The organism is Corynebacterium glyciniphilum AJ 3170, assembly GCF_007673095.1.
In the GTDB taxonomy this organism is placed as follows: domain Bacteria; phylum Actinomycetota; class Actinomycetes; order Mycobacteriales; family Mycobacteriaceae; genus Corynebacterium.
Genome location: NZ_VDYZ01000013.1, coordinates 1 through 15468 on the forward strand (window position 1 = coordinate 1; position 15468 = coordinate 15468).

Genomic DNA, 15468 nt, shown 5'->3' on the forward strand with positions numbered 1-15468 from the left:
CCGGTGCGACAAAAAATACTTGGTTTGTTACGCTATTGAGTTCTCAAACAACACACGCACACAACAACCCCCACCAAAACCAGGAGGAAGCCACCGCAGCTGATTCACAAGGTACACCACCAGATTACCGGGAAGCAACCCACAGGTTAACAACCCACCACAGCCATCCAGGGCCATCCTTGCCGTCGCAACCACCAGGACAACATCCCGGCGTCTCGCTGACTCGCATCAATCTACACACACCCCCACCACACCCACAAACCACCAGGTCAGTAAGCCCGTCCGGGGCGCAGACGAGAACCAGAACGGCTGCGCCGCCACCTGGTAGCAGGTGGCGGCGCAGCCGCACATCACGTCGTGGTCAGTAGATCCGACTACTTCTACTACGCACCGAGAAGCCTGACTCCCGCGAAACGCTTCTTACCTTTCCGCAGGACCAGCCAGTCGCCGGCAAGGAGATCAGTCTTCCCCGGTACCCATTCCGCGTCAGTGACCCGGACGTTGTTGACGTAGGCCCCACCTTCACCGATCGTCCGACGCACCGCGCCCTTTGACTTCTCCAGACCAGTGGCGAGGAACAGGTCGACGACACTCGTACCCGGGGAAACCTCCGCGCAGTCGGTCTCCGACAGGGCCCCGGACAACGTCATCTCGTCGAGCTCCGCCAGTTCGGCCTTTCCGAAGAGAGCCTCCGCGGCCTTCTCCACCTTCTCGACCGCCTCGGCACCGTGCACGAGTTCCGTCATCTCCCGGGCGAGGGTGCGCTGGGCTTCACGCTTGAACGGGCGCTCGGCGACTTCGACAGCCAATCTGTCGAGCTCGTCCTGTCCCAGGAACGTGAACCACCGCAGGTAACGGATGACGTCAGCGTCGGCGGCATTGAGGAAGTACTGGTACCAGCTGTAGGGGCTCGTCATCTCCGGATCGAGCCAGAGCTTGCCGCCACCGGTCGACTTGCCGAACTTCCTGCCCTCTGAATCCGTCACCAGAGGCACGGTCAGACCATGGACCGTCTCACCGTCGACCCGACGATTCAGGTCCACACCCGAGACGATGTTGCCCCACTGGTCCGATCCACCGATCTGCAGCCTGCAGTCGTGGGTCCGGCGGAGCTCGACGAAGTCATTGGCCTGGAGAAGCATGTAGGAGAACTCCGTGTAGGACATTCCGTCGGTCTCCAGGCGTCGCTTCACCGTGTCGCGGGCGAGCATCGTGTTCAGCCCGAAGTTCTTGCCGATGTCGCGCAGGAAGTCGATCGCCGTCATCTTCGCGGTCCAGTCGATGTTGTTCGCCGGAATTGCCGCGTTCTCACCCTCGAAGGAGACGAAACGGGCGAGTTGCTTCTTGATGCGCCCGACATTCGCCTCCACCTCCTCGACGGTGAGCATGGTCCGCTCCCCCACGTCACGGGGGTCACCGATCATGCCGGTGGCGCCGCCTGCCATGACGATGGGGGTGTGCCCCGCACGCTGGAGCCGGGCCAGCATGAGGAGGGGGACGAGGTGGCCCGCGTGAAGCGACGGGCCTGTCGGGTCGAACCCGACGTACGCGGTCGTCGGTGTGGACAGTTCTTCGCGCAGCGCGTCCAGGTCAGTGGACTGCGCGACGAGGCCGCGCCATTGCAGGTCGTCAAGGACATTGCTCTGCTCGGTCATTCCTGATGGTCCTTCTGTACTTCTCGAGTGGGGGGTCAGTTCGTGGTCAGCGGCCAGCTGACGGCTTCGTCGGCGAGCAGGACGGGGATACCGTCCTGCACCGGATAGGCGACGTTCAGCCGTGGGTTGACCAGATACTCCCCGTGGACCTCCAGGGGTTGTTTGTCCTGGGGGCAGACGAGAATCTCGAGAAGTCGGGGATCGATCATGCGGGTCAGTCTATCCCCATGTCGGCGCCGTAGTCAGCAGAGGGTCCTGATCCCGGACCTCCGGTACGCTGCACCGAGACCGGTGACAGCCCCGGCCCGGGCTCGCCGGGACTCAGCGCAGGGGCGCGGCAGCCCATTCCCTCGCGTCAGCGACGGCCCGGGATACGCGGTTGAGCTGCTCCGCCACCCGCACACCGGCGGTACCGCCCCGTGTCGACCGTGATGCGACAGCCCCGTCGACCGTGAGAACCTCGCGTACATCAGCGGTCAGCACCGGGTGCACGCCGGCAAGTTCGTCGTCCGTGAGCGAGACGAGGTCCACTCCCCTGCTCTCGGCGATCCGCACACACTGCCCCGAGGCCTCGTGCGCGTCGCGGAACGGGACCCCCTGGCGGACCATCCACTCTGCCAGGTCGGTCGCCAGCGTGAACCCGGCCGGAGCCAGTTCACGGAGCCGTTCCGGGTGGAAGGTCAGCGTGCCCACCAGTCCAGCCATCGCGGGCAGCAGCAGCCGCAACTGTGCGACGGAGTCGACGATGGGTTCCTTGTCCTCCTGGAGATCGCGGTTATAGGCCAGCGGCAGTGCCTTCAACGTCGCCAGGAGGCCGGTGTGGTTACCGATGAGCCGACCGGTCTTGCCACGCATCAGCTCGGCGACGTCCGGGTTCTTCTTCTGCGGCATGATCGACGACCCCGTCGACCACTCGTCCGCGAGAGTGACGTACCCGAACTCCGGCGTCGACCAGGCGATGATCTCCTCGGCGAGACGAGAGAGATCCACGGCGACCTGCGCAAGGACGAAAGACGCCTCCGAGGCGAAGTCCCGCGAGCTCGTGGCGTCGATGGAGTTGTCGGCGGCCGAGTCGAAACCGAGTTCTGCGGCGATCGCCTCGGGATCCAGCGCCAGCGAGGAGCCCGCCAGCGCCCCGGAACCGTACGGGGACACCGCCAGACGCTTGTCGAGGTCCCGGAACCGCGCCACGTCCCTCAGCAACGGCTGGGCGTGTGCCAGCAGCTGATGGCCCAACAGGACGGGCTGGGCCGCCTGGAAGTGGGTCTTCCCCGGCATGATGACGTCCGGGTGTGCCTCGGACTGTGCGACGAGGGCGTCGACAACGTCGAGCACCCCCTCGGCGGTCTCACGGACGGCGTCCCGGACCCACATCCGGAACAGCGTGGCGACCTGGTCGTTGCGTGAACGTCCGGCCCGCAGTCGTCCACCGACCTCCGGCCCGACGCGATCGATCAACCCGCGTTCCATCGCACCGTGGACGTCCTCGTCCCCGGCGTCCGGACCGAAAGCTCCGGACGCGACGTCCTCGCCCAACCGGGTCAGGCCGTCGAGCATCGTCGCCAGATCGTCGTCGGAGAGCAGTCCCGCGCGGTGCAGGACCCTGGCGTGGGCCTTCGACGCCAGCACGTCATACGGGGCGAGCACCCAGTCGAAGTGGGTCGACTTGCTGAGCGCGGCCATGGCCTCGGTCGGGCCGCCGGCGAAGCGGCCGCCCCACAGCGCGCCTTCGTTGGTGCCGTGGTGCTCGATCGGGTTCTGTGCAGGGTTGTCGGTCGTCATACGGGACTACTTTCCGCCGCGGTCGCGCTTGTTGGCGATCTTCGAGGACAGGCCGTGGAGTTCGACGAAGCCCTTGGACATCGTCTGGTCGAAGGTGTCACCGGTGTCGTAGGTCGCAAGGTTGAAGTCGTAGAGGGACTCGTCGGAACGACGCCCGTTGACCACGATCGAACCGTTGTGGAGGACCAGACGGATGTCGCCGGTCACGTGCTCCTGGGTGGACTCGATGAAGGCGTCGAGGGACCGCTTCAACGGGGAGAACCACAGTCCGTCGTACACCTGGTTGGACCACTCGGCGTCGATTCCACGCTTGTACCGGGCGAGTTCACGCTCGATGGTCACGTCCTCGAGTGCCTCATGGGCGCGGATCAAGGTGAGTGCGCCCGGGGCCTCGTACACCTCGCGTGACTTGATGCCGATGAGACGGTCCTCCACCATGTCGAGCCGGCCCACACCCTGGGCGCCGGCACGGCGGTTCAGTTCCTCGATCGCCTCGAGCACGGTCACCTGGCGTCCGTCGATCGCGACGGGCTTGCCTGACTTGAAGGAGATGGTCAGTTCATCCGGCGCCTGTCCCAGGGACGGCTCCTCGGTGTACGCGTAGAGGTCCTTCGTCGGCGGGTTCCACAGGTCCTCGAGGAACCCGGTCTCGACCGCGCGGCCCCACACGTTCTGGTCGATCGAGAACGGCGACGACGCCGACTGCTCGATCGGGACGTTGTTCTCCTCGGCGAAGGCGATCGCCTTGTCACGGGTCCAGGCGAAGTCACGGGCCGGAGCGATGATCTTGAGGGACGGGTCGGTGTCCATGAAGCCGACCTCGAAACGGACCTGGTCGTTGCCCTTGCCGGTGCAACCGTGGGCCACATGCGTGCCGCCGTGCTGCTGCGCTGCGTCGACCAGGTGCTTGACGATCAGCGGACGCGAGATCGCGGAGACCATCGGGTACTGCTTCATGTACATCGCATTGGCTTTGATGGTCGGCAGGCAGTACTCCTCGGCGAACTCGTCACGGGCGTCGACGATGATCGACTCGACGGCACCGGCACCGATGGCGCGCTGGCGGACGGACTCCATGTCCTCGCCGCCCTGTCCGAGGTCGATGGACACCGCGACGACGTCACCACCGGTCATCTGCTTGAGGTACGGGATGGCGACGGTGGTGTCGAGGCCTCCGGAATAGGCGAGTACGACGCGGTCAGTCATGGTGTTCGTCAGTCCTTTCGGATAGAGGGGGATTGAGCGGGTGTAACAGTGACATTGTGTCCCGGCTTCTCAGCTGAGTGTATCTGGTGGCGCGGGCTCACCGTGCACGGACGGTACCGGCGACACCGAGATCTCGTACAGGTGTTCAGCCAGCGCCCGTCCGTTGACGGGGTCGCGGGCCAGGACGAACACGGTGTCGTCGCCGGCGATGGTCGCGACGACCTCGGGGAGGTCGGACCTGTCGATGACGCTTGCCAGGTACTGCGCCGCCCCCGGCGGGGTACGCAGCACGGCTGTGTTGCCTGAGTGGTCCGTCCCGACCAGCAGCTCGACCAGGATGCGGCGCAGCCGCGCCGGTCCGTCCGCCGAGAGGTCGGTGTCCGTGGCTCCGAGGCTGTAGAACGACTGCCCGTCGGCCCGCACCTTCCGTGCTCCGAGATCGACGAGATCGCGGGACAGGGTGGCCTGGGTGATGTCCACCCCTTCGGCGGCGAGCAGATCCTGGAGCTGACGTTGGCTGGCGACCCTGTGGGTGTCGACGAGCCTGGAGATCAGTCCCTGCCTGGCCGACCGTGTCAGGGGCGACGGTTGGTTTATCGCAGCAGCCATTCCATCAGTGCCTTCTGTGCGTGGAGACGATTCTCCGCCTCGTCGAAGACGATCGACTGCGGCCCGTCGATGACACCTGCGGTGACCTCGTAGCCGCGGTAGGCGGGCAGGCAGTGCATGAACACCGCGTCCTTGTCAGCGGTGTCCATGAGATCCTCGTTGACCTGGAAGGGCACCAGCGCCTCAGTGTCGCGGTCCTCGTCCATACCCATCGAGACCCAGGTATCGGTGATGACGACGTCGGCCCCGGTCACGTCCGGCACGTCGGTGACCGTCAGCCGCGCGCTTGTCTCGTCCGCGCGGAGCCTGGCACGGTCGATGAACCGCTGTTCGGGCTGGAATCCTGCAGGTGCGGCGATGGTGATGTCCACCCCCGCCGTCGCGAACCCGAGCATGTAGGAGTTGGCCATGTTGTTGGCCCCGTCTCCGAGGTACACGGCCTTGAGCCCCTTCAGGTCACCCTTGTGCTGTCGGATCGTCAGCAGGTCGGCGAGGATCTGGCACGGGTGGAAGTCGTCGCACAGGGCGTTGAGGATCGGCACGGTCGCGGTTTCCGCCATGTCATGGAGATTCTGGTGGGCCCCGGTCCGCCAGACGACGGCGTCGACGAAGCGGGAGAGCACGGCACCGGTGTCCTGGTAGGACTCCTTCTTGCCCATCTGGGACTTTCCGGAATCCACGACGATCGGGTGGCCACCCAGCTGGTTGATCCCGACGTCGAAAGAGAACCGGGTGCGGGTGGAGGTCTTGTCGAACAGGACGGCGACGGACTTGTTCTTCAGACTGGTCCGGTAGGGGTCCTTGACCATCTCCATGCCGAGGTCGAGAATCTCGGCCTGTTCAGCGACGGAGACAGCATCGTCCGCGAGGAAGTGACGGGTCATGACAGCAGCTCCTTGAGTGTTGCGAGGGATTCACGGACGTCGGTGTCCGTGATGGTCAGCGGAGGGACGAGCCGCAGGACGTCCGGCGATGGTTGATTGACCAGCAGGCCGGCGGTACGCGCATCGTCGGCGAGACCGGGATGTGGTTCATGCAGCACAACGCCGAGCATCAGGCCCCGTCCACGGATGTGTGAGACCGCTGCCACCGGCTCGAGTTCTGCGCGGACCAGTTTCTCCATGTCGACGACGTGACTGAGCAGGTCCTCCGTACGGATGGTGTCGATGACGGCACAGCCTGCGGCGCACGCGACAGGGTTACCGCCGAACGTCGATCCGTGCTGTCCCTTCGACAGCAGTTGTGCGGCCGGGGTGACGGCGACACAGGCACCGATCGGCAGGCCGCCGCCGAGCCCCTTGGCCAGGGTGACCACGTCCGGAGTGACGTCCTCCACCTGGTAGCCGAACCACCTGCCGGTACGTCCCATCCCTGCCTGGACCTCATCGACGACCATGAGGATCCCGTACTCGTCGCACAGCGCGCGGACGTCGGTGAGGAAGCCCTCGGGTGCGGGAACGACTCCTGTCTCGCCCTGGATCGACTCGAGGAAGATCGCGGCGGTGTCGGCGGCGCGACCGTCCTTCTCGACGAGTGCGCGCAGCGCGTCGATGTCCCCGTAGGGGTAGAACTCCACCCCGTCGGGGAGGGGCTCGAACGGGGCCCGTTTATCCGGTTGCCCGGTCAGTGCGAGCGACCCCATGGTACGGCCGTGGAAACCGTGCTCCGCGGCCAGGACGCGGCCGCGGCCGGTCAGGCGGGTGATCTTGAACGCGGCCTCATTGGCTTCGGCGCCCGAATTGGAGAAGAACACCTGGGCTTCAGGGCCGGTCAGGTCCTGGAGCTTGCCGGCGAGTTCGATGACCCGCGGATGGGCGTGGATGTTCGAGGTGTGGCCGAGGGTGGCCACCTGCCGTGAAACAGCGTCAACGAGGGCAGGATGGGCGTGGCCGAGTGCGTTGACGGCGATCCCCGCCAGCAGGTCGATGTACTCACGGCCCTCTGAGTCGGTGACGCGTGCGCCGGAGCCGGAGACCAGTTCCACGGCCGGCGTGCCGTAGGTCGGCATGACGGCGGATTCCCACCGTTCCTGCCAGTCAGTCCAGTCAGTGTCATGCATGGGGAGACTCCCAGTCGTCACGGGCGATCATCGTGCCGATACCGCCCTCGGTCATGAGCTCGAGGATCACGGAGTGTCGTTCGCGCCCGTCGATGACGTGGGCCGCGGAAACCCCGGTGCGCACCGCACTGAGGCACGCCTCCATCTTCGGGATCATCCCTGCGTCCAGGTCGGGGAGGATCTTGTCCAGTTCGTCCGGTGCGATCCTGGAGACCAGTGAGCTCTTGTCCGGCCAGTCGGTGTAGAGCCCCTCGACGTTGGTCAACACCACCAGGCGCTCGGCACCGACCGCGGCGGCCAGGGCACCGGCCGCGGTGTCGGCGTTGATGTTGTAGACGTTGCCGTCTTCGTCGGGTGCGAAGGGCGCCACGACCGGGATCCGGCCGGCGTCGATGAGATCCATGAGAACGCTGGCGTTGACGTGCGCGATGTCACCGACCCGCCCGAGGTCGACCTCCACGCCGTCGACCGTCGCCGTGCGCTTGACCGCGGTGAACAGTCCGGCGTCCTCACCCGAGGTGCCGACGGCGAAGGGCCCGTGCTGGTTGATGAGGTTCACCAGCTCCCGTCCGACCTTGCCGAACAGCACCATGCGCACGTACTCCATGGTCTCCGGGGTGGTGACGCGGAATCCGCCGACGAACTCCCCCGGCAGGTCGACCTTGTTGAGCATCTCGGTGATCTGGGGCCCACCACCGTGGACGACGATCGGGTGAGCACCCACCGTCCGCAGGAAAGCCATGTCAGCGGCGAAGGCGGCTTTGAGCTCCTCGTCGATCATGGCGTTGCCGCCGTATTTCACGACGACGATCTTGTCACGGTAGTGCAGCAGCCACGGCAACGCCTCAGCGAGGACGTTCGCCCTGGTGGCAGGGTCGAGGTCGGTGGCGCCGCGGTAGACGACCTTCTCGGGGTCGGGCTCGGTCATGACGGCTCCTCTATGAGCTGTAGGCGGAGTTGATGTGGACGTAGTCGTGCGAGAGGTCGGTGGTCCAGACCGTGGCCGTGCCCTCTCCCCCGGTGCCGAGGTCCACGAGTACGTCGATGTCGGGACCGGAGAGGTCGACGTCGCGGGCGCCGGGCGCACCGGTGGCGTTGACACAGACGGGCCGGCCGTTGAAGCTGACTGAGATCCGGTCAGGCTCCATGGAGACAGGTGCCATGCCCACCGCCGCGAGGGTCCGTCCCCAGTTGGGGTCAGAGCCGAACATCGCGCACTTGAACAGGCTGTCGCGCCCGAGGACGCGTGCCGCGACCTTCGCCTCGGCATCGGAGTCCGTGCCGGTGACGGTGATCGACACCCGCTTGGTCACACCTTCCGCATCCGCCTGCAGCTGCTTGGCGAGATCCAGGCAGACGCTGTGCACCGCGGTGCGGAACTCCTCCTCCGACGGGGTCACTCCCGAGGCACCGTTGGCCATGAGGATCACGGTGTCGTTCGTGGAGGTGGAACCGTCGATGTCGACGCAGTCGAAGGTGACCTCCGTGGATGCCTTGAGGGCCGGCGTGGGATCCTCGACACGTGCGTCGGTGGTCAGCACGACCAGCATCGTGGCGAGCGACGGGGCCATCATGCCCACCCCCTTGCCCATACCGCCGAGGGACCATCCGTCACCGTGGTAGACGGCCTGTTTACTGACGAGGTCAGTCGTCATGATGGCTTCGGCGGCCGCGGTGCCGGATTCCGGGGACACCGCGTCGGGACGCCGGACCTCCGTGGTCAGTGTGTCGACTCCGCTGAGGATCTTGTCCATCGGCAGGGTGTCCCCGATCAGGCCGGTGGAGCACACCGCCACCTCCGAAGGGGCGACCCCGAGCTTCTCTGCGACGGCGTGCACCGTCGCCTCGGCGTCACGGTCACCCTGCTCACCGTTGCAGGCGTTGGCGTTCCCGGCGTTGAGGATCACCGCACGGAACGTCCCGTCGTTGTTGGCACGGGTGAGTTTCACCGGTGAGGCGACGACCCGGTTGCGGGTGAACACGGCGGCAGCCGTGTAGTCGGGCCCGTCGTTGACCACGAGGGCCATGTCCGGATTGCCCGACGGCTTGATGCCCGCAGTGGTCGACGCTGCCCGGAACCCGGTCGCCGCAGTCACGCCGAGAGCCCGGGTCGTGTTCTCGACCGCGTCAGCGTCCTCGGTGTCCCGTCCATCCGTCAGCCGGTCCGGGAAGGTGGCGGAATCGTTCGGGTCGAATTCTTCGCTCATGGTGATGTTGTCCTCGTTCTTTCAGAGTCCGGCCATCGGGAGACCTGCGGTCTCGTTCCAGCCCTGGATCAGGTTCAGGCACTGCACGGCTGCACCCGCGGTGCCTTTGGTCAGGTTGTCGATCGCACTGGTCGCCACGACGACTCCGTCGGTCACAGTGACCTGGATGTGCACCATGTTGGTTCCGACCACGCTTTTGACCTCGGGCTGCTCACCCTCGGGGAGGAGATGCAGGAACGGCTCGCCGGCGCAGAAATCCTCGTATGCGGACCGGAGCTCGGCAGCGGTCCCCTGTGCCTGCGCGGTCACGGTGGTGAGTATGCCTCGTCCGAGCGGGGCAAGGACGGGGGTGAAGGTCACGCGTGCATCACCGCCGGAGGGAAGGACCCGCCTGATGTTCTGGGCGATCTCCGGAGTGTGCCGGTGGGTACCGACCTTGTAGGCGCGGACATTGCCCATCGTCTCACCGCCGAGGAGCTCGACAGCAGGCTTCTTGCCTGCACCTGTGACGCCGGTGACCGAAACCACGGAGACATCAGGACTCATCAGTCCGGCACTCATGCCGGGCAGCAGGGCGAGGGTGGCACCGGTCGGGAAACACCCGGGGACCGCGACGCCGCGCGCCGAGGCGATCATCGGCCGGTTTCCCGGAAGCTCGGGTATGCCGTACGGCCAGCTCCCCGGATACGTCCCCCCGTAATAGGCGTCCCAGTCCGACTCGGAAGAGAGACGCCGGTCGGCACCGCAGTCCAGGACGGCGGTGTCGCCGAGATCCAGTGATGACGAGACCCCGTGCGGCAAGGCGAGAACAGCGACATCGTGCTTCGACAGGAGGTCCTCCGTGGTCGCCTCGACGACACGGTCCGCCAGTTGCGGGAGGCCGGGGACGAGACTGCCGAACCGCTGGCCGGCATTGGAGGCACCGGTCAGGGCGCCTATCTCGAAGTCCCGACCGTAACCCGGGTGGTTCAGGAGAAGACGGAGCGCTTCCCCTCCCGCGTATCCGCTGGCGCCTGCGACTGCAATGGAAATCATTGTGCAAGTATGCACCGAGGAACGACGCGGCGCAAGTTATGCAGATCCTCGATTTTTATGCATCCCGATCACGGTCCCCCCGCCACCGACACCGCGTCCGTCAGCCCCGCAGGGTCGCACCGACCTTCTCCGCGGCAGCCGAGACCGCCGACTCCCGGGCCTCCGACGCCTCATCCTCGGTGAGCGTGCGGTCAGGAGCACGGAACCTGAGGGTGAAGGTCAGCGACCGCTTACCCTCTCCGAGAGCATCCGAGTGGTAGACGTCGAAGAGACGGATATGCTCGAGCAGGTCACCGGCGCCGTCTTCCAGCGCCGCCTGGACCTCGGCGGCCGGCGTCGTCTCGTCCACGACGACGGCCACGTCCTGGTTGACAGCGGGGAACGGCGAAATCACCGGGCGGGGGAACGACTCGGCCAGCGGTAACGCGTCAAGGTTCATCTCGAGCGCCACAGTCCGCTTCGGGAGGTCCGCACGCTCACAGACCTGGGGGTGCAGTTCACCCGCGTGGCCGACGACGACGCCGTCAACGAGGATCTCCGCGCACCGTCCCGGGTGCCAGGGCAGGTACTCGGCGTTTCGCAGGCTGATCTCGACGCCCACGGCGCGGGCGACGACCTGTGCCGCGTCCAGTACGTCACTGGCTTCGAAAGCCACCGCATCGCCCCAGGTGCCGTCGAGGATCCGGTTACCTGCTGCGATCACGGACACGTTCAGGGGCTGTTCCGGCAGTGAGGACAGGAGGGTGGAGATCTCGTCCACGGAGGGCCTGGCAGCCACCGACGGCATCGGCGACGTTCCCGACTCTGCGGTCGGACGGGTAACCTGTTCCACTCCGTAGAGTGCGACGTCGTGCTGTCCCCGGGCGATGTTGCGGCGCAGCGAATCGATCATCGAGGGCAGCAGGCTGGTACCGATCGTCGCGACGTCGCTCTCCAGGGGGTTGAGAACCCGCACGGCCTGTCGGCGGGGATCATCGGCATCGAGTCCCCACACGTCGAAGACGTCGTTGGGGACGAACGGGCTGGGGAGTACCTCCACATAACCGTTCCAGGCCAGTGCATGTCCGACTGAGCGACGCATGCGCTGGCGCGGCGAGAGGCCACGACCGGCCGGAGCTGTCGGAACGATCGACGGAATCTTGTCGAGCCCCTCAAGACGCAGCACCTCCTCGACCAGGTCGGCCGGCATGGTGAGGTCCGGGCGCCAGGTCGGGGGCGTCACCTCGATCGCCTTGGCTCCGTTGGCGTCACGCTCTCCGGTCTCACGTACCGAGCACCCCACCTCGGTCAACCGGGAGACAGTCGTGCCCGTCGGATAGATCATTCCCGCCGTCTTACCGGGGCGCGAGGTGTGCATGTCGATGACCGGCATGTCCGGGACCTGCCCCACCAGGCTGACACCCTTCTCCACCTCGCCGCCGGCGATGCGGGTGAGCAGCGCGACCGCGAAGTCGAGCGCCGCCTCGATCACCGCGGGATCCGTACCCCGCTCGAAACGACGTGATGATTCGGAGGACAGGCGGTGACGTCGGGACGTACGCGCGACGGTGATCTGGTCGAAATGGGCAGCCTCGAAGTAGACGCTCGTCGTCGCGGCAGAGATCTCGGAGGTGGACCCGCCCATGACCCCGGCCATCGACTGGATTCCGGTCTCGTCCGAGATCACCACGTCCTCACCCGACAGGGTGCGCTCTACGCCGTCGAGGGTGGTGATCTTCTGCCCCTCGGGAGCCCGGTGCACGTGGAGGTCGCCGGTGATGCGGTCGGCGTCGAAGGCATGCATCGGCTGCCCGAGCAGGAACATGATGTAGTTCGTGACGTCGGTCGGCGCATTGACCGGACGCTGACCGCACAGCAGGAGTTCGCGCTGCAGCCAGTACGGGGACTCTGCGTCAGCGGCGATCCCGGTGACCTTACGGATACCGAAACGCGCGCACTTCGTGTCCTCGTCGACGGTGATCTCCGGAAGGTCACCACGGTCCGTGCCGTGGGGAAGGCCCGCGAGCAGATCGGTCGGCAGGGCCGCCGCCGCGGGATCGTCGGCCGGGTCACGGAACGTCAGGGAGAAGGAACTGGCCAACTCCCGTGCCAGACCGCGGGCCGACAGCGCATAGCCCCGGTCCGGCGTGATGTTCACGTCGAAGACGGTGTCGTCGAGGCCGAGGAAGTCGCGCGCATCCTCGCCGACGACGATGCGTGGGTCTTCTGCCTCGGTACCACGGATGGCGATGATGCCTGCGGTCTGAACCTTCGCCAGGCCCAGCTCGGCGGCAGAACACACCATGCCTTCAGACGTCCTGCCGTAGGTCTCCCGGGCGCTGATCTCGAAACCACCGGGCAGGACGGCTCCGGGCAGGGAGACGATGACGATGTCGCCCTCACGGAAGTTCCGGGCACCACAGATGATGTGCTGGAGGTCGCCGGATCCGTTGGCCGTCGCGACATTCACGTCGCAGTAACGGATAGGCTTCTTGAACCCCTCGAGTTCCTCGATGTGCTCGACGCGTCCGAACACCAGCGGACCGGTGGTCGCTTCGATCTGCTCATAACCTTCGGTTTCGAACCCGACACGCACGAAGCCGGCGTCCAGCTCTTCAGCGGGGACGGCGAAGGGTGCGGTGGAGGTCTTGAGAAGGCGGGTGAGCCAGGACTGTGAGATCAGCATTGACGGGTGCTCGGTTCCTCTAGGTTGTTACGGGGTTGTTCCGGTGGTGTCGCAGTAGGACGTGGGCCGGGCCTGACGGGACGCCGGCCGGACTCAGCCGCGGATACCGAAAGGTTCGGTGAAGCGGATGTCGCCCTCCACCATGTCGCGCATGTCGGGGAGTCCGTTGCGGAACTGCAGTGTCCGCTCGATCCCCATGCCGAAGGCGAAGCCGGAGTAGGCCTCGGGATCCACTCCCACAGCCGTCAGCACATTGGGGTTGACCATGCCGCAACCGCCCCATTCGATCCAGCCGGCGCCGCCCTTCTTGTCGGGGAACCAGACATCCACTTCCGCCGAAGGTTCGGTGAAGGGGAAGAAGTTCGGACGGATCCGCGTGACCGCATCCTCGCCGAAGAGGGTGCGTGCCAGGTGGTCCAGCGTGCCCTTGAGGTGGGCCATCGTCAGGCCCTTGTCCACGGCCAGTCCCTCGACCTGGTGGAAGACGGGGGTGTGTGTCGCGTCCAACTCATCGGTACGGAAGACCCGTCCCGGGCACGCGATGTAGACCGGGACATCACGTTCGAGCAACGTCCGCACCTGCACGGGGGACGTGTGCGTCCGCAGGACCTGCCGTGAGCCTTCGGGCCCGACGTGGAACGTGTCCTGGAGCGTTCTCGCGGGGTGGTCCGGCAGGAAGTTGAGTGCGTCGAAGTTGAAGTACTCCGCCTCCACTTCCGGCCCCTCGGCGATCTCCCACCCCATACCGACGAAGATGTCCGCGATCTGCTCGGAGAGGATCGTGATCGGATGCTGGGCACCGCGCTGGCCGCGTGCGGTCGGCTGGGTGACGTCGATACGCTCCGCGGCCAGGACTTCCGCGTTCCGCTTCTCCTCAAGAGCGGTCTTCGCCTCGGCGTACGCCTTCTCGATTCGCCCGCGGGCCTGGTTGACGAGACGGCCGGCGTCCTTGCGCTGGTCCTTCGGCAGGGAGCCGAGGTTACGGCGTGCGGACGGCACGGGAGCGTCGTCACCGAGGTGGGCACGACGCAGCCCGGCCAGGGAATCCAGGTCCCCGGCAGCGGCGAACGCCTGTACGGCGGCGTCAGCCGCAGCCTCCAGTCCGGCTTCACTCATGTCGATGTCGTCAGCCACCTAGCGCACCTCGCACTCATTGTTGTCCCGGTCGATCCCCTTTTGGAGTCGATTCAAGATGATACCAATGTCACCCGCGCACCAGGATGTCGGGCACGACCTGCGTTACACCGTCACGCGCCCCGGGCCACCCGTGCCGTCTCATACAGGCAGATCGCCGCTGCGGTCACGAGGTTCAGGCTCTCTGCCCTTCCACCCATGGGGACTGACACCCTGACATCCGCCAGGTCCTGCCAGTCGCCGAGACCGTGGGCCTCGTTACCGAACAGCCAGGCGATCTTCTGTCCGAGCAACGGGACGTCGCCGTCCTGCGACGCGGCGGCAGCGTCAAGGGAGATGTCTCCGTCCCCGGCGGTCGCCAGCACGGTGTAGCCACGGTCGTGGAGCAGGTCGATGACGTCGGCGACCCCCGTGTGACGCGCGACCGGGAGATGGAACAGGGACCCGGCCGAGGACCGTACGGCCTTACCCCCCTGGGGATCCACCGTCGATCCGGCGAATACGACGGAGGCTGCACCGGTGGCGTCGGCGACACGGACCAGTGCGCCGGCGTTCCCGGGCTCGGCCGTCTCCACCGGTACGGCGACCAGATCGCCCTGCACCGCCTCCGACAGGTCTACGAGCTGACTCTGGCAGAGCGCGAAGATGCCGGTGGGAGACACCGACTCCGACAGGGCTGACGCGGCACGGACGGTGATCAGATGGACACGGACTCCACGGAGATCCTCACCGGTCAGCTGGTCAAGCTGGGCACCGATACTCTCCAGGCCCTCCTCGGTGAGGTAGACCTCGACCACGTCGCCGTAGCGCAACGCCGCAGAAACGGCGTTGGCGCCCTCGGCGAGGAAGCGTCCGGCCTTCTTCCGCGCAGCGGCACGGTGCAGCTTCGCCGCGTTGACGATACGCGGTGTCCGTTCAGTGAAGGGTTCGTCAGCCATCCAGGTCCGCCAGTCGGATGCCAGAGGCCGTGCGGGGGGTGGTGCGGACGGGAGTTCAGTCATGGTCAACGATCCTACCGCGGCGCGGGAGCTGACCCACCGGCGAGGCTGTCCCGGTGTCCGGATACGCGAAAACCGCGCCGACCGCCCGTGGATCGTACCGGGCGGTGACGCGGTG

Annotated in this window: 13 protein-coding genes; all 13 read right to left on the bottom strand. The window is 66.3% G+C overall.

Annotation, left to right across the window (positions count from 1 at the left end; translation table 11 throughout):
- Nucleotides 1-383: 383 nt before the first annotated feature.
- On the bottom strand, nucleotides 384-1655 hold the full coding sequence (gene tyrS / locus FS507_RS12775) for a tyrosine--tRNA ligase (RefSeq protein ID WP_145943180.1): 1272 nt from the start codon (nucleotides 1653-1655) through the stop codon (nucleotides 384-386).
- Between the two features lie 35 nt (nucleotides 1656-1690).
- On the bottom strand, nucleotides 1691-1864 hold the full coding sequence (locus tag FS507_RS12780; protein WP_075815413.1) for a Trm112 family protein: 174 nt from the start codon (nucleotides 1862-1864) through the stop codon (nucleotides 1691-1693).
- A gap of 112 nt (nucleotides 1865-1976) precedes the next feature.
- Nucleotides 1977-3407: an argininosuccinate lyase gene (gene argH / locus FS507_RS12785; RefSeq protein ID WP_145943262.1), complete on the bottom strand. Its 1431-nt coding sequence runs from the start codon at nucleotides 3405-3407 to the stop codon at nucleotides 1977-1979.
- Between the two features lie 36 nt (nucleotides 3408-3443).
- On the bottom strand, nucleotides 3444-4643 hold the full coding sequence (locus FS507_RS12790) for an argininosuccinate synthase (protein ID WP_145943181.1): 1200 nt from the start codon (nucleotides 4641-4643) through the stop codon (nucleotides 3444-3446).
- Nucleotides 4644-4712: 69 nt separating this feature from the next.
- Complete coding sequence (gene argR, locus FS507_RS12795; protein ID WP_145943182.1) at nucleotides 4713-5252, bottom strand: arginine repressor; 540 nt, start codon at nucleotides 5250-5252, stop codon at nucleotides 4713-4715.
- A complete protein-coding gene (gene argF / locus FS507_RS12800; protein WP_145943183.1) occupies nucleotides 5237-6136 on the bottom strand; it encodes an ornithine carbamoyltransferase in 900 nt (299 codons plus the stop codon). The genes argR and argF overlap by 16 nt, the downstream gene beginning before the upstream one ends.
- A complete protein-coding gene (locus FS507_RS12805) occupies nucleotides 6133-7311 on the bottom strand; it encodes an acetylornithine transaminase (protein WP_145943184.1) in 1179 nt (392 codons plus the stop codon). The genes argF and FS507_RS12805 overlap by 4 nt, the downstream gene beginning before the upstream one ends.
- Entirely contained in the window at nucleotides 7304-8239 is a 936-nt protein-coding gene (gene argB, locus FS507_RS12810) for an acetylglutamate kinase (protein ID WP_075815421.1), read from the bottom strand. Before argB ends, FS507_RS12805 begins: the two co-directional genes overlap by 8 nt.
- 10 nt (nucleotides 8240-8249) lie before the next feature.
- Nucleotides 8250-9518, bottom strand: a complete 1269-nt coding sequence (gene argJ / locus FS507_RS12815) for a bifunctional glutamate N-acetyltransferase/amino-acid acetyltransferase ArgJ (RefSeq protein ID WP_145943185.1) — start codon at nucleotides 9516-9518, stop codon at nucleotides 8250-8252.
- 21 nt (nucleotides 9519-9539) lie between these two features.
- Nucleotides 9540-10553 carry an N-acetyl-gamma-glutamyl-phosphate reductase gene (gene argC / locus FS507_RS12820; protein ID WP_145943186.1) on the bottom strand — a complete coding sequence of 338 codons (1014 nt, stop codon included), beginning with the start codon at nucleotides 10551-10553 and terminating at the stop codon, nucleotides 9540-9542.
- A 100-nt stretch (nucleotides 10554-10653) separates the two neighbouring features.
- The gene (gene pheT, locus FS507_RS12825; protein WP_145943187.1) at nucleotides 10654-13218 is read right to left on the bottom strand and encodes a phenylalanine--tRNA ligase subunit beta; all 2565 of its coding nucleotides are present in this window, start codon (nucleotides 13216-13218) and stop codon (nucleotides 10654-10656) included.
- A 93-nt stretch (nucleotides 13219-13311) separates the two neighbouring features.
- On the bottom strand, nucleotides 13312-14334 hold the full coding sequence (pheS, locus tag FS507_RS12830) for a phenylalanine--tRNA ligase subunit alpha (protein ID WP_145943263.1): 1023 nt from the start codon (nucleotides 14332-14334) through the stop codon (nucleotides 13312-13314).
- A gap of 131 nt (nucleotides 14335-14465) precedes the next feature.
- A complete protein-coding gene (locus FS507_RS12835) occupies nucleotides 14466-15353 on the bottom strand; it encodes a TrmH family RNA methyltransferase (RefSeq protein ID WP_440130360.1) in 888 nt (295 codons plus the stop codon).
- Nucleotides 15354-15468 lie beyond the last annotated feature (115 nt).